The sequence below is a fragment of the Sphingobacteriales bacterium genome (assembly GCA_016719635.1).
In the GTDB taxonomy this organism is placed as follows: Bacteria; Bacteroidota; Bacteroidia; order Chitinophagales; family JADIYW01; genus JADJSS01.
The window spans coordinates 267,671-283,775 of record JADJYT010000003.1 but is presented as its reverse complement, the minus strand read 5'-3'; the positions used below and the strand labels follow the sequence as shown (position 1 = coordinate 283,775).

The 16,105-nt window shown below is 47.4% G+C and carries 12 protein-coding genes; all 12 read left to right on the top strand.

Features of this window, described 5'->3' with window-relative positions; all coding sequences use genetic code 11:
* Window positions 1-130: 130 nt before the first annotated feature.
* The 12 genes from IPM95_08135 to IPM95_08080 all read left to right on the top strand — a co-directional run bounded on the left by IPM95_08135 (window position 131) and on the right by IPM95_08080 (window position 16,076).
* Window positions 131-2,167, top strand: coding sequence for a hypothetical protein (locus IPM95_08135; protein MBK9329270.1), 2,037 nt, complete (start codon window positions 131-133; stop codon window positions 2,165-2,167).
* Between the two features lie 426 nt (window positions 2,168-2,593).
* Window positions 2,594-3,040: a hypothetical protein gene (locus IPM95_08130; protein ID MBK9329269.1), complete on the top strand. Its 447-nt coding sequence runs from the start codon at window positions 2,594-2,596 to the stop codon at window positions 3,038-3,040.
* A 41-nt stretch (window positions 3,041-3,081) separates the two neighbouring features.
* Window positions 3,082-4,824, top strand: coding sequence for an HYR domain-containing protein (locus tag IPM95_08125; protein MBK9329268.1), 1,743 nt, complete (start codon window positions 3,082-3,084; stop codon window positions 4,822-4,824).
* Complete coding sequence (locus tag IPM95_08120; protein MBK9329267.1) at window positions 4,793-11,059, top strand: HYR domain-containing protein; 6,267 nt, start codon at window positions 4,793-4,795, stop codon at window positions 11,057-11,059. Before IPM95_08125 ends, IPM95_08120 begins: the two co-directional genes overlap by 32 nt.
* A complete protein-coding gene (locus IPM95_08115) occupies window positions 11,013-11,165 on the top strand; it encodes a hypothetical protein (protein MBK9329266.1) in 153 nt (50 codons plus the stop codon). The genes IPM95_08120 and IPM95_08115 overlap by 47 nt, the downstream gene beginning before the upstream one ends.
* 14 nt (window positions 11,166-11,179) lie before the next feature.
* Window positions 11,180-11,659 (top strand): hypothetical protein, encoded by a 480-nt coding sequence (locus tag IPM95_08110; protein ID MBK9329265.1) that lies wholly within the window; start codon window positions 11,180-11,182, stop codon window positions 11,657-11,659.
* The gene (locus tag IPM95_08105; GenBank protein ID MBK9329264.1) at window positions 11,656-11,943 is read left to right on the top strand and encodes a hypothetical protein; all 288 of its coding nucleotides are present in this window, start codon (window positions 11,656-11,658) and stop codon (window positions 11,941-11,943) included. Before IPM95_08110 ends, IPM95_08105 begins: the two co-directional genes overlap by 4 nt.
* A gap of 14 nt (window positions 11,944-11,957) precedes the next feature.
* Complete coding sequence (locus IPM95_08100) at window positions 11,958-12,416, top strand: hypothetical protein (protein ID MBK9329263.1); 459 nt, start codon at window positions 11,958-11,960, stop codon at window positions 12,414-12,416.
* A 14-nt stretch (window positions 12,417-12,430) separates the two neighbouring features.
* Window positions 12,431-12,664: a hypothetical protein gene (locus tag IPM95_08095; protein ID MBK9329262.1), complete on the top strand. Its 234-nt coding sequence runs from the start codon at window positions 12,431-12,433 to the stop codon at window positions 12,662-12,664.
* Window positions 12,615-13,787: a hypothetical protein gene (locus tag IPM95_08090; GenBank protein MBK9329261.1), complete on the top strand. Its 1,173-nt coding sequence runs from the start codon at window positions 12,615-12,617 to the stop codon at window positions 13,785-13,787. Before IPM95_08095 ends, IPM95_08090 begins: the two co-directional genes overlap by 50 nt.
* A gap of 79 nt (window positions 13,788-13,866) precedes the next feature.
* Window positions 13,867-14,070 (top strand): hypothetical protein, encoded by a 204-nt coding sequence (locus IPM95_08085; protein ID MBK9329260.1) that lies wholly within the window; start codon window positions 13,867-13,869, stop codon window positions 14,068-14,070.
* A 14-nt stretch (window positions 14,071-14,084) separates the two neighbouring features.
* Window positions 14,085-16,076 (top strand): T9SS type A sorting domain-containing protein, encoded by a 1,992-nt coding sequence (locus tag IPM95_08080; GenBank protein ID MBK9329259.1) that lies wholly within the window; start codon window positions 14,085-14,087, stop codon window positions 16,074-16,076.
* Window positions 16,077-16,105: the final 29 nt, after the last annotated feature.

The window sequence follows — 16,105 nt, the reverse complement described above, 5'->3', positions numbered from 1 at the left end:
TTTGGTAACGTCCTGCGAAGCATAGCTTGCAGGACGTTTTTTATGTGCAGATTGTATCGGTTAATAATTTAAATGATGTATTTTACAGGCATCATTTGTAGTTGTTCCTGTAAACAGTGCACGGTACAGTATGTCCGCCAGAAAAAAAATACAACTCCCAATACCGGCAAAGTCCGCCTCTCCGATAAACCTGCAACGAAGCTGGTGGGAAGTGCTGATTATTTTGCTGCTGGTTTTTGCCACCTACGGAAATTCTATCCGGAATGAGTACAACCTCGATGACGGTTATGTCGTTTCTTTAGACGAAGGCAATCCGTTGACGAAGAAAGGAATCAGCGGTATTCCCGAATTGCTGACCACCAATTACAGCAACGGTCCCGGCGTCACTTATGGTTATCGGCCATTGGGAAAGATAACACTGGCAATCGAATACAGTTTGTGGGGAAATAACCCGCATTACAGCCATTTTATTAATGTGCTGCTGTTTGCACTCAATGTTTTTTTACTGCTGCTTTTTTTGAAAAAGACAGCATCGCTGTTTGGTTATAAGAATGAAGCGGTCCTATACGGAGCGGTATTGTTGTTTATCATTCATCCGATACACACGGAAGTGGTGTGCAGCATCAAGAACAGGGAGGAGATCTTATGTTTTACATTTGCCATTGCCGCCTTGTTCAATACATTAAAACTGCTGGAAACACAAAACTGGCGATATCTTTTTCTGATAGCCGGTTTTATGCTTTTGGCAAACCTGGCTAAGGAAACTGCCTTCATGGTCATTCCGGTGTCATTCATATTGCTGCTTTTTTACCGGATAATGAATTTGCAGGGAGATGTGTTTTCCAAAGATGCCATCCAAAAGATATTTTTTCAAAAATCCGGCTTATGGCTGCTGATAGGAATAGCCATACCCTTTTTCACTTTTATATGGATGAGTACATCCGTCTTGCGGAGCGATATCGGGTATAAGTTTGAAACGACTCCAACGGCTTTTTATGCTGCCGGTCACAATATTCCCAATGGCATGCAGACCATATTCTTTTATATTAGCAAGCTGCTCATACCATTCCCGCTGCGATATTACTATGGATACGATATGCTGCCGGACAGGGGCTGGGACAGTTTCTACCCTTATGCGGGCCTGCTCCTCATCTCAGTAGTGTTGGCCGTAATCGTATTTAATATCCATAAGCGGAAAAACCTGTATTTTTCATTATGGCTGATGGTATTTGGAATCAATATTGCATTCTTCTCCAATATAAAGCCTGCGCCGTCGATTACCGGGATAGTGGGTGAGCGTCTGATCTACCAGGCATCGGCCGGTTTCTGTGTGCTCCTTGCGATAGGGTTGTATCAGCTCGCTGTGCTGCTGAAAAAATATTTTTTTACGCAGCGGGATTTGACTCCCGTTAAGTTAACCGGGCTGTTGTTGATACCCCTGTTTGTTCCATACGGACTGATGACCTTAAACAGGAATACACAATGGTATGATAAGACAACCCTTTTCGAACATGATATAACTTACCTGACAAAATCTGCCAGAGCCAATTTTATGATGGGCAGTCATATCATGAAAGAGCTGGGTAAGGAAGGAGAGATTATTCCAGATAAAAAAGCCGAAATATACAGGGCGAAATCCTATTTCGAGAAAGCGGTGGCAGTATATCCGAAATGTAATGACGCCTGGATCGCCCTGGGCAAAGTATACCGATCGTATTTGAATAATACGGACAGTGCGCTGGCATGCTGGGGCAGGGTAGATACCTTGCAGAAATTTACGTACATCAACGCACAGGAGCTGATGGGGAATATTTATTATTTTGACAAGCCGGACAATGAAAAGGCCTTACAATACTTTTATCCGGCCTTTTATAAATATACCCTGAATGAAATTCTGTATGGAAAGATCATAGACATCCTCCTGCAGACACACCGCTATGATGCCATTATTCCGCTCGCAGATATTGCCATCAGAAATCACTGGATTGACGGTTTCGTCAATAAAGGGGATGCTTATCTGAACATGAAAGATACCGTCCTGGCTGTCCGGAACTATGAAATTGCCCTTTCCAAAGGGTTTAAAAGCGATGTGCTGATCAGCAACCTGGAATATTACTACAAGCTGCACGGTAAAATGAATGAACTTCCCAATAAGTTGCCCAACTGATTCCCATCGACACAAATTAAAATTTAATGCATAATTATCGACTAATAATGGTCTGTACTTAATTTGTTAAATTTTAAAAAAATATGTTACCCCTGTGTGAGATTTGTGTAAAATATTGTTAATATTAAACGGGGAATAGATTTAAAATGCAAGTAATAAATACCGGTTTTTTAATGAAAATGCGCGAAGATACCTTATTTTAGGTACCCTTTGGCGCAGTCTATACCTATTTTTTGTCTAAGAAAATTAAGCAAGGGCGTATGTGTGAAATTTACAAAAAGAGGTGTACAGAGGAGATTAACTGCCGTGAAACGGAAACTTTGGCACCTGAAAATCCGAAAATTAGCCGGTTCGACCCGAATCATTCAGCCGGCAACCTGCATATAAATTCAATAACAGTTAACTAAAAAAATAAAACAATACCGTATGAAAAAGATTTTCATTTCATTATTTTTCCTGGTGCTTTTCTGTACAACATCTAAAGCACAAACTACTTCGGATGACTTACAGGGCATCTGGACACTGACTTCCCTGACGGGCGGAGATACGTCTCAGGTACTGACACCGGAAGATGAAATTGCCAGAGGGGACAATTACCTGCCTGATTTTCCGCTGACAACTACCAAGCTTAATTTTTCAGGTTCCGGTTTTGTGTACACCTTTTATACTGACGGCGAAAGGTCCTGGCAGGGTACTTTTACCTTAATTGACCAGGCGCTGACTTTAAACGGGATTGTAACCGGATGTGATGACTGCGAACCCAAAGTGATCAATTTTATTATCCGGTCGGTTAGTGCGAACGAACTGGTGCTGGATGTTTTTGATGAAGATTATGCGAAATCCACTTTTGCTCACTTCACCTTTACTAAATAAACAGGAAAGAACAGAATGTTAAAAAAATAAGTATGATTATTATGAATACATCTAAAATCAAAATCGCCCTTATCGCACTTTTTTGCTGTTGGGCAGCTGTAGCAGAAGCCCAGATGGCAAATGTGACGTATAGCACCAGATCCGGTTTTGTCCGAAGTTCAGACGTAGGATGTCAGGACGGCGATACCGAGGAATACACAGCCTGGCTGTGGACAAAAGACAACGTGAATGCCACGGAAGGTACGACCAACTGTATGACAACCGATTTCAACGGTACGACTACCTGGGCGGTAAACTCGCCGGCGATCGTATCCAACCGTACCAACGCATCCTGGCAGATTATTGCCCGTATTGATGCCTGGGAGGAAGACTCGGATAACCGTTGTGTCTTCCAGGGCGGTCCTCCTGCAGATGCCTGCCGACAAACAGCTTCGCAGACGTTTGACTTCAGGGTACTGGCTTCTCCTTCTAACGGTACCTGGACGAATGGTCCGAGTGCAGGAAGCACCAGCAACCACCAGTATGCCATTGGGGTGACCTGGAAATATGTATCAGGCGGCTCTTCTATAACTCCGGCATTGTCCTGTAATGGTGCAGGTCAGACAATTGCCTATTCAACGGGAGTGATACCTTCGTGGTCAGTAGCACTGACTGCCGGTACGACTTATGTGTTTGAAAATTGCGGACTCGCTACCAATGATACTTATCTCCGTCTGTATGGTACGGATGGGTTTACCGTGGCTGCTTCCAATGATGATGCATGTGCTCCGGCCAGTTCGATAACCTATACACCATCTGCAAGTGGTACTTACTATGTGGAAGTTGCACAGTTTTCCCGCGCGGTACTTGCAGCATCCGGTTCATTGCGTTATTATATAAAAGATGTCACCACACCAACGGTAGCAACCTACCCTTCCACTATCTCCGTGAATACCACTGCAGGTACCTGCGGGGCGGCTGTAACCTATGCAACTCCTACTTTCAGTGATAACTGTACCGTAACGGTTGCCAGAACAGCCGGCGGTGCCAGCGGATCTACCTTCCCACTGGGAACTACGGCGGTTACGCATACTGGTACCGATCCGGGAGGCAGGGTGGCAACCTGTAACTTCAATGTAACCGTATCGGATAACATAGTACCGACTATTACCTGTCCGGCAAATATAGGAGTGAATGTGGCTCCGAATACCTGTGCACAGACAGCAACGTATACAGCACCAACCGGAACGGATAACTGTGCAGGTGCTACAACGGCACAAATCGCAGGTCTTGCCAGCGGTGCTTCTTACCCTAAAGGAACCACCACCAATACATTCAGGGTAACGGATGCTGCAGGGCTTTCCAGTACCTGTTCCTTTACTGTAACGGTAACGGACAATCAGGCACCTGCCATCACTTGTCCGGCAAATATAGGAGTGAATGTGGCACCTAATACGTGTGCTCAAACGGTAACTTACACGGCTCCAACGGGAACGGATAACTGTACCGGACAGACAACTGCACAAATTGCAGGTTCTGCCAGCGGTGCTTCATTCCCTAAAGGAACCACCACCAATACATTCAGGGTAACGGATGCGGCTGGAAATTCAACTACCTGTTCATTTACTGTAACCGTGGCGGATAATCAGGCACCTGCCATTACCTGCCCTGCTAATATAGCGGTGAATGTGGCGCCAAATACCTGTGCCCAAACAGTAACCTATACAACACCATCAGGAACGGATAACTGTACCGGACAGACTACTGCACAAATTGCTGGTTCTGCCAGCGGTGCATCTTCCTAAAGGAACTACCACCAATACTTTCAGGGTAACGGATGCAACAGGACTTTCCAATACCTGTTCTTTCACGGTTACTGTAACGGACAATCAGGCACCTGCCATCACTTGTCCTGCTAATATAAGTGTGAATGTGGCTCCAAATACGTGTGCTCAAACGGTAACTTATACGGCTCCAACAGGAACGGATAATTGTCCTGGTCAGTCAACTGCACAAATTGCAGGTTCTGCCAGCGGTGCATCTTTCCCAACAGGTACCACCACCAATACATTTAGAGTAACGGATGCAGCAGGGCTTTCCAGTACCTGCTCCTTTACAGTAACGATAACGGACAATCAGGCACCTGCCATCACTTGTCCTGCTAATATAAGTGTAAACGTAGCACCAAATACCTGTGCTCAGACTGTGACCTTCACAGCTCCAACAGGAACGGATAACTGTCCGGGTGCGACAACGGCACAGATAGGTGGGTCAGGCAGCGGAGCTTCTTATCCTACCGGAACGTCTACCAATACATTCAGGGTAACGGATGCTTCCGGTAATTCCACGACTTGTTCATTTACTGTTACTGTGGTGGACAATCAGGCACCTGCCATCACTTGTCCTGCTAACATCAGTGTAAATGTGGCTCCAAATACCTGTGCTCAGACAGTAACTTACACGGCTCCGACAGGAACGGATAACTGTCCTGGTCAGATAACTGCACAAATTACAGGATCTGCCAGCGGTGCTTCTTTCCCAACAGGAACGATGACCAATACATTCAGAGTAACGGATGCAGCGGGAAATTCAACAACCTGTTCATTCACAGTTACCGTTACGGACAATCAGGCACCTGCCATCACTTGTCCGACTAACATAAGTGTGAATGTAGCTTCCGGAACCTGTGCTCAGACAGTAACTTACACTGCTCCGACAGGAACGGATAATTGTCCTGGTCAGACAACTGTTCAAATTGCAGGTGTTCCAAGTGGCGTATACCCAACAGGAACCATCACCAATACATTCAGAGTAACGGATGCGGCAGGCTTATCCAGCACCTGTTCCTTTACGGTGACGGTAGTGGATAACGAACTTCCGAAGATTACATGCCCTTCCAATATTTCTGTCAACAATGATCCTGGAGTATGCGGTGCAGCGGTAAGCTACAGCGTAAGTTCTGCAGATAATTGTGCCGGACAGACGGTAGCACAAACAGGCGGACAGATAAGCGGTTCTACGTTCCCAATCGGAACGACAACCAATGCCTTCACGGTCACGGATGCCAGCGGCAACACGGCGACCTGCAGCTTTACAGTGAGTGTGGCAGACAATGAAAATCCAACGATCACCTGTAACGCAAACATTTCCGTCAACAATGATCCGGGAGTATGCGGTGCAGCGGTAAGCTACAGCGTAAGCTCTGCAGATAATTGTGCCGGACAGACGGTTGCACAGACAGGCGGACAGATAAGCGGTTCCACGTTCCCAATCGGAACAACGACCAATGCCTTCACAGTCACGGATGCAAGTGGCAACACAGCGACCTGCAGCTTTACAGTGAGTGTGGCAGATAATGAACTCCCAACGATTACCTGTCCTTCGAATATAGCGGTGAATAATGATCCGGGAGTATGCGGTGCAGCGGTTAGCTATGCAGCCATCACTTCTGCAGACAATTGTTCGGGACAAACGGTGGCACAGACAGGCGGACAGATAAGCGGTTCCACGTTCCCAATCGGAACAACGACCAATGCCTTCACGGTCACGGATGCCAGCGGCAACACAGCGACCTGCAGTTTTACAGTAAGTGTTACGGATAATGAACTTCCGTTGATTACAACTTGTCCGTTAGATAAATTTACTGCAACCACTACCGGAACTTGCTTAGGTAATGTATCTATCGGAGCATTATCTGCTACCGATAACTGCAGTCTTCAAAGCATAATAAACAGCTTCAACAACACCAGTGATGCCAGCGGTCTGTATACTAAAGGATTAACGGTAGTGACATGGACGGTTACAGACGTAAATGGAAATACATCTACGTGTGAGACATCTGTTTATGTATATGATGATGAGTTGCCTGTTGCAGCATGTAAAAATGTGACGTTACAATTAAATGGTGCAAGCTTTGTAAGTATTACACCTTCAACTATAGATAACGGCTCAACAGATAACTGCACATTAGTAACGGGTAACAGTGCCGTTTCTCAAACTACATTTACGTGTTCCAATGTTGGATTGAATACAGTCACATTAACAGTGATAGACAATAGCGGCAATACCGGTACTTGTAATGCTGCTGTTACTATAGTTGACAATGTTGCTCCAAATGCAATCTGTCAAAACATAACAGTTCCATTGGATGCTAACGGAAATGTAACGATTACAGCAGCTCAGGTGAATAATGGTTCAAATGATGCATGCGGAATTCAAAGTACTTCATTAAATGTTTCAACGTTCTCCTGTGCTAATTTAGGTTCCGGTAATACAGTTGTATTGACGGTTTCTGATAACAGCGGAAATGCATCAACCTGCAGCGCTTCCGTTACAATAATAGATAACATTAAACCAACGGCTGTTTGTAATAATTTTACTGTAGCATTGGATAATTCAGGGAATGCTACGGCAACAGGATTAGATTTTAGTGGCGCCAGTACAGATAATTGTGGTATCACATCCAGGGTGGTAAATCCTAACAGTTTTACCTGTTCCAATTTAGGTACAAGTCCGGTTACGGTAATCCTGAGTGATTTAAGTGGAAATTCTGAATTCTGTTTTGCTTCAGTTACAGTAGTAGATAATATTGCTCCAGTGATTACCTGTCCGGCAAATATTGCTGTGAACACAGATGCCGGTCAGTGCGGAGCACTGGTGACCTTTGCCGCTTCAGCAACGGATAACTGTACTGTATCTTCTTTAGTTCAAACAGGCGGAGCAGCTTCAGGAACTCAGTTCCCGGTAGGCTCGTCTGCAATTAGCTTTAAAGCAACAGACCAAAGTGGAAATACATCAACATGTTCATTTACAATATCGGTTACGGATGCAGAAGCACCATCTGCAGTTTGTCAGAATGTAACGGTTGCACTGGATAATGCCGGAAATGGCTCCACAACGGCAGCAGCGGTGAACAATGGTTCATCCGATGCCTGCGGAATACAGTCGCTGGCACTAAGCACTACAGCATTTACCTGTGCCAACGTTGGTGCCAATGCAGTGGTATTGACGGTAACGGACAACAACGGTAATACCAGCACCTGCGGTGCAACGGTAACCGTTCAGGATAATGTGGCACCGGTGGCAGTTTGTCAGAATGTAACAGTAATCTTGGTGGGTGCAAATGGCTCGACAACGGCAGCAGCGGTGAACAATGGTTCATCTGATGCCTGTGGTGTAGCTGGTCTGTCGCTGAGCACAACTTCATTTGGATGTGCGAATGTAGGAGCGAATGCAGTGTTGCTGACGGTAACGGATGTTAACGGCAACACATCAACCTGCGGTGCAACGGTGACGGTAGTGGATAATACTGCTCCTGCAGCCTTGTGCAAAGATATAACGGTTCAGTTGGATAATACCGGAAATGCAGGTATTGTTGGAGCAGACGTTGATAACGGCTCTTCAGATGCATGTGGTGTTGCTGCTTTAAGCGTTTCTCCAAACACATTTAATTGCAGCAACATTTCCGGTTCGCCGCTTTCTGGTCTGTTAATATCAGAGTACATAGAAGGCTCCGGCAATATCAAGGCAATAGAGATATACAATGGAACAGGATCGGCAGTGAATCTGTCAGCAGGGGGATATGAATTAAGATATTATTTCAATGGCAGCACATCGGTAGGCGGTACCATAGCTTTAACAGGCACGGTAGCATCCGGAGATGTGTATGTAGTGGCAACCAGTTCGGCATCACCTGCTGTATTGGCACAGGCAGACCAAACCAGCTCATCATCATTCTTTAATGGAAATGATGCAGTGGTATTATACAAATCAGGTACCGGTAACCTGGATATCTTTGGAAGAATAGGAACGGATCCAGGAGCAAGCGGATGGACGGGTGCCGGAGGTTATCAGACCACTGACAGAACCCTTCGCAGGAAAAATACGGTAACCCAGGGTATCTCATCCAATCCGGGATCAGGCTTCCCGACACTTACCACAGAATGGAATGTTTTCCCGACAGATGATGCCAGCGGTTTAGGTGCTCATGCTCATTTAAGTGCGAATGCAGTCGTACTGACAGTAACGGATGTGAATGGTAACAGCAGCACCTGCGGTGCAAAAGTAACCGTACAGGATAATATAGCACCGGTTGCAGTTTGTCAGAATGTAACGGTTGCACTGGATAATGCCGGAAATGGCTCCACGACGGCAGCAGCGGTGAACAATGGTTCTTCCGATGCCTGCGGAATACAGTCGGTGGCATTAAGCAAAACAGCATTTACCTGTGCCAACGTTGGCGCGAATGCAGTAGTTTTGACGGTAACGGATGTTAACGGCAATACCAGCACCTGCGGAGCAACGGTGACGGTACAGGACAATGTGGCACCGGTGGCGATTTGCAGAAATGTAACAGTAAACCTGGTAGGTGCAAATGGCTCGACAACGGCAGCAGCGGTGAACAATGGTTCATCCGACGCCTGCGGTATGCAGTCACTGGTATTAAGCAATACAACATTTACCTGTGCCAACGTAGGAGCAAATGCAGTCGTATTGACAGTTACAGATAATAACGGCAATACAAGCACCTGCGGTGCAACGGTGACGGTGGTGGATAATACTGCTCCTGCAGCATTATGCAAAAATATAACGGTTCAGTTGGATAATACCGGAAATGCAAGTATTGTCGGAGCAGACGTTGATAACGGCTCTTCAGATGCTTGTGGCGTTGCTTCTTTAAGCGTTTCTCCAAATACATTTAATTGTTCAGATGTTAAGGGAGACCCACTTTCCGGTTTATTAATATCAGAGTATATAGAAGGCTCCGGCAATATCAAGGCAATAGAGATATACAATGGAACTGGATCAGCGGTGAACCTGTCAGCAGGAGGATATGAATTGAGATATTATTTCAACGGCAGCACATCAGTAGGCGGTACCATAGCTTTAACAGGCACGGTAGCATCCGGAGATGTGTATGTAGTGGCAACCAGTACGGCATCACCTGCTGTATTGGCACAGGCGGACCAAACCAGCGCGTCTTCATTCTTTAATGGAAATGATGCCGTGGTATTATACAAATCAGGTACCGGTAACCTGGATATTTTTGGAAGAATAGGAACGGATCCAGGAGCAAGCGGATGGACGGGTGCCGGAGGTTATCAGACCACTGACAGAACCCTTCGCAGAAAGGGTACTGTAATCCAGGGCATCTCATCCAATCCGGGATCAGGCTTCCCTACACTTACCACAGAATGGAATGTTTTCCCGACAGATGATGCTACCGGTTTAGGTGCACACACTATTACAGCAGCTTCAGGAAATGCAGTGGTGTTGACGGTAACGGATGTTAACGGCAACAGCAGCACTTGCGGCGCAACGGTAACGGTAGAGGATAATGTGGCACCAATCGCATTGTGTCAGAATGTAACGGTACAACTGGATAACACAGGAAACGGCAGTACGACGGCAGCAGCGGTGGACAATGGTTCATCGGATGCGTGCGGCATCAGCCTTTCATTGAGTAAGACAGCTTTCAACTGCGGCAACGTAGGCGCGAATGCGGTGGTGTTGACGGTAACGGATGTTAACGGCAATACAAGCACTTGCGGCGCAACGGTAACGGTAGAGGATAATGTGGCACCAATCGCATTGTGTCAGAATGTAACGGTACAACTGGACAATACCGGCAACGGCAGTACGACGGCAGCAGCGGTGGACAATGGTTCATCGGATGCGTGCGGCATCAGCCTAGCCTTGAGTAAGACAGCTTTCAACTGCGGCAACGTAGGCGCGAATGCAGTGGTGTTGACGGTAACGGATGTTAACGGCAATACAAGCACCTGCGGCGCAACGGTAACGGTAGAGGATAATGTGGCACCAATCGCATTGTGTCAGAATGTAACGGTACAACTGGATAACACAGGAAACGGCAGTACGACGGCAGCAGCGGTGGACAATGGTTCATCGGATGCGTGCGGCATCAGCCTAGCCTTGAGTAAAACGACCAACGGCAATACAGCCACTTGCGGCGCAACAGTAACGGTAGAGGATAATGTGGCACCAATCGCATTGTCAGAACGTAACGGTACAACTGGATAACACCGGCAACGGCAGTACGACGGCGGCAGCGGTGGACAATGGTTCATCGGATGCGTGCGGCATCAGCCTTGCCTTGAGTAAAACGACCTCAACTGCGGCAACGTAGGCGCGAATGCAGTGGTGCTGACGGTAACGGATGTTAACGGCAACAGCAGCACCTGTGGTGCGACGGTAACGGTAGAGGATAATGTGGCACCAATCGCATTGTGTCAGAATGTAACGGTACAACTGGATAACACCGGCAACGGCAGTACGACGGCGGCAGCGGTGGACAATGGTTCATCGGATGCGTGCGGCATCAGCCTAGCCTTGAGTAAAACGACCTTCAACTGCGGCAACGTAGGAGCGAATGCAGTGGTGTTGACGGTAACGGATGTTAACGGCAATACAAGCACTTGCGGCGCAACGGTAACGGTAGAGGATAATGTGGCACCAATCGCATTGTGTCAGAACGTAACGGTACAACTGGATAACACAGGCAACGGCAGTACGACGGCAGCAGCGGTGGACAATGGTTCATCGGATGCGTGCGGCATCAGCCTGGCATTGAGCAAGACAGCTTTCAACTGCGGCAACGTAGGGCGAATGCAGTGGTGTTGACGGTAACGGATGTTAACGGTAATACAAGCACCTGCGGCGCAACGGTAACGGTAGAGGATAATGTGGCACCAATCGCATTGTGTCAGAACGTAACGGTACAACTGGATAACACAGGAAACGGCAGTACGACGGCAGCAGCGGTGGACAATGGTTCATCGGATGCGTGCGGCATCAGCCTTGCCTTGAGTAAGACAGCTTTCAACTGCGGCAACGTAGGCGCGAATGCGGTGGTGTTGACGGTAACGGATGTTAACGGCAATACAGCACTTGCGGCGCAACGGTAACGGTAGAGGATAATGTGGCACCAATCGCATTGTGTCAGAACGTAACGGTACAACTGGATAATACCGGCAACGGCAGTACGACGGCGGCAGCGGTGGACAATGGTTCATCGGATGCGTGCGGCATCAGCCTTTCATTGAGCAAGACAGCCTTCAACTGCGGCAACGTAGGCGCGAATGCGGTGGTGTTGACGGTAACGGATGTTAACGGCAATACAAGCACTTGCGGCGCAACGGTAACGGTAGAGGATAATGTGGCACCAATCGCATTGTGTCAGAATGTAACGGTACAACTGGATAACACAGGAAACGGCAGTACGACGGCAGCAGCGGTGGACAATGGTTCATCGGATGCGTGCGGCATCAGCCTTTCCTTGAGTAAAACAGCTTTCAACTGCGGCAACGTAGGGGCGAATGCCGTGGTGTTGACGGTAACGGATGTTAACGGCAACAGCAGCACCTGCACGCAACGGTAACGGTAGAGGATAATGTGGCACCAATCGCATTGTGTCAGAACGTAACGGTACAACTGGATAACACAGGCAACGGCAGTACGACGGCGGCAGCGGTGGACAATGGTTCATCGGATGCGTGCGGCATCAGCCTAGCCTTGAGTAAAACGACCTTCAACTGCGGCAACGTAGGGGCGAATGCAGTGGTGTTGACGGTAACGGATGTTAACGGCAACAGCAGCTTGCGGCGCAACGGTAACGGTAGAGGATAATGTGGCACCAATCGCATTGTGTCAGAACGTAACGGTACAACTGGATAACACCGGCAACGGCAGTACGACGGCGGCAGCGGTGGACAATGGTTCATCGGATGCGTGCGGCATCAGCCTAGCCTTGAGTAAAACGACCTTCAACTGCGGCAACGTAGGGGCGAATGCAGTGGTGTTGACGGTAACGGATGTTAACGGCAACAGCAGCACCTGCGGCGCAACGGTAACGGTAGAGGATAATGTGGCACCAATCGCATTGTGTCAGAACGTAACGGTACAACTGGATAACACAGGCAACGGCAGTACGACGGCAGCAGCGGTGGACAATGGTTCATCGGATGCGTGCGGCATCAGCCTAGCCTTGAGTAAAACGGCTTTCAACTGCGGCAACGTAGGCGCGAATGCAGTGGTGTTGACGGTAACGGATGTTAACGGCAATACAAGCACTTGCGGCGCAACGGTAACGGTAGAGGATAATGTGGCACCAATCGCATTGTGTCAGAACGTAACGGTACAACTGGATAACACAGGCAACGGCAGTACGACGGCGGCAGCGGTGGACAATGGTTCATCGGATGCGTGCGGCATCAGCCTGGCCTTGAGCAAAACAGCCTTCAACTGCGGCAACGTAGGGGCGAATGCAGTGGTGTTGACGGTAACGGATGTTAACGGCAATACAAGCACTTGCGGCGCAACGGTAACGGTAGAGGATAATGTGGCACCAATCGCATTGTGTCAGAATGTAACGGTACAACTGGATAACACAGGAAACGGCAGTACGACGGCAGCAGCGGTGGACAATGGTTCATCGGATGCGTGCGGCATCAGCCTTGCCTTGAGTAAAACAGCTTTCAACTGCGGCAACGTAGGGGCGAATGCAGTGGTGTTGACGGTAACGGATGTTAACGGCAACAGCAGCACCTGCGGCGCAACGGTAACGGTAGAGGATAATGTGGCACCAATCGCATTGTGTCAGAACGTAACGGTACAACTGGACAATACCGGCAACGGCAGTACGACGGCGGCAGCGGTGGACAATGGTTCATCGGATGCATGCGGCATCAGCCTAGCCTTGAGTAAAACGACCTTCAACTGCGGCAACGTAGGGCGAATGCGGTGGTGTTGACGGTAACGGATGTTAACGGCAACAGCAGCACTTGCGGCGCAACGGTAACGGTAGAGGATAATGTGGCACCAATCGCATTGTGTCAGAACGTAACGGTACAACTGGACAATACAGGCAACGGCGTACGACGGCGGCAGCGGTGGACAATGGTTCATCGGATGCGTGCGGCATCAGCCTAGCCTTGAGCAAAACGACCTTCAACTGCGGCAACGTAGGCGCGAATGCAGTGGTGTTGACGGTAACGGATGTTAACGGCAATACAAGCACTGCGGCGCAACGGTAACGGTAGAGGATAATGTGGCACCAATCGCATTGTGTCAGAATGTTTCAGTTACACTTTCCGGTGGAACTGCTTCTATTGTCGCTGGCGATGTAAATAATGGTAGTACAGACGCCTGTGGTATAGCTAATTTAGCTGTTACAACGACATCATTCAATTGTAGTAATATCGGTGCAAATCCGGTTGTATTGACAGTAACGGATAATAACGGTAACAGCAGCACTTGTGCTGCAGCGGTGACGGTAGTAGGTACAATTCCTTCTGCGGTCATCAGCCAAAGTACAATGCCTCAGTTCTGCCAGGGTAATCAGGTGATACTTACTGCTACACCGAGTGAGCCGGTAACGTATGCATGGGAGACCGGCCAGACTACACAGAGCATCAATGTATATGCAACAGGTACATATAATCTGAATGTAACAAATGGCAACGGATGTACTGCAAGTGCTAGTACTTATGTAAATTATAACCCGGTTGGCTTTAATGCAGCTTATACCATAATTGGGTTCGAAGAAGTGCACTTACATGGTTACAACACCGTATTGAACGGCGGTGTTGGTGTGACAACAGCCGGTGAGCAAGCTAAAATACATGAGAATACGATGATAACGGGAGCTACCACATTTGTGAAAGCACCGGTGTTAGACATCAAAACAGGCTCGGTGGTAACTAACCAATATACCGGAGTTGCCAACTTCACCATTCCGTCATATTTTGGTAATCCGTATGCAGGTGTTACAAATGTGAATGTTGCCAGTGGAGCTACAGTTACCTTGTCAGATTCCATCTATAAAAATATCCAGATAGGAGCGAATGCCGTAGTTACGTTCACACGTCCTATCATCTATATGGATGAATTAAAAGTAAAAGATGGGGCTACTGTTAAGTTCAGCGGATGTGCGAAAATATCGGTGAACAAAAAAGTGGATTTTGAGAAGAATACGAAGTTCAACCTGGAACGCAACAAGGTGACGATATATGTAGGTGATGAGGATAAGAAAGATGACAAGAAAGTAGTAGAGTGGGGTGAAGGTTCCGTATTCTTTGGTAACGTATTCGCACAACGCGGAGAGATTAGGTCATTGAAAGGTAAAGCGACCAATCCTATCCGTCTGACCGGACAGTTTATTGGCAGAAAAGTTCAGGGAGATGATTATACGATATGGGATTGGGAAACCAATTGTGATCCGAACTGTACTCCAGCTCCTGCACCGGTATGTGCATGTGTTGGCGGATTGAAAAAAATCACCTTTGAGTACTCTATATGGGATAGCTCATCCGTTTCGACGAATGCAACCATGTATATTTTCTCTGATCCGTTGTTGACAGATACGTTAGCGAAATTCTCCAATGTAAATCCCGGAGATATCTTTACGGTCTCTGCAACCTCATTGCCTGGAGGGATATTCAACAGTATCACCTATGCTCAAATTGCACAGAATCCGGATTCCATCATAGTAATCCCAACCACTTGTAATGCAGATATCGTTGGCAGTTTCTATCGTGAGTTGTACATGTACTCTCAGGTAGACAACAGTAATGTGCTGTGTGGTATCAGTTCTTGTGCAAACGGTAAAACACTGATGTGTCACAAACCTAAGAACAAGGCAGCTCATACGCATTGTGTGAAAGACAAGGATGTTCAGAAGAAACTGAACTCCAAAGGCGGTGAGTGGAGTGTAGGTCCATGTGCCAACAACCGTGAGATAGAAGCAGATATAGCAGAAGAACTGCACGAACATGCTGAAGTAGAGATGACGGCAATGCCGAATCCATTCTTTGATATTACGAATATCAAGCTGAGATTGCCGGTAGATGCCAGAGTACGATTAGCCGTGTACAATGCGGTTGGCCAGGAAGTGGAATTGCTGTATAGCGGCACAGTTGAAGGTGGATTAGATTATATCTATCAGTTCAACGGAGCCGGTCATGCAGCCGGTATGTACTTCTACAGACTGGAAACATCAGAAGGTAAGTACTATGTGAAACCTGTTATTCTTTCCAAGTAATAATCAGTTGCACATTCATAAAAAATACC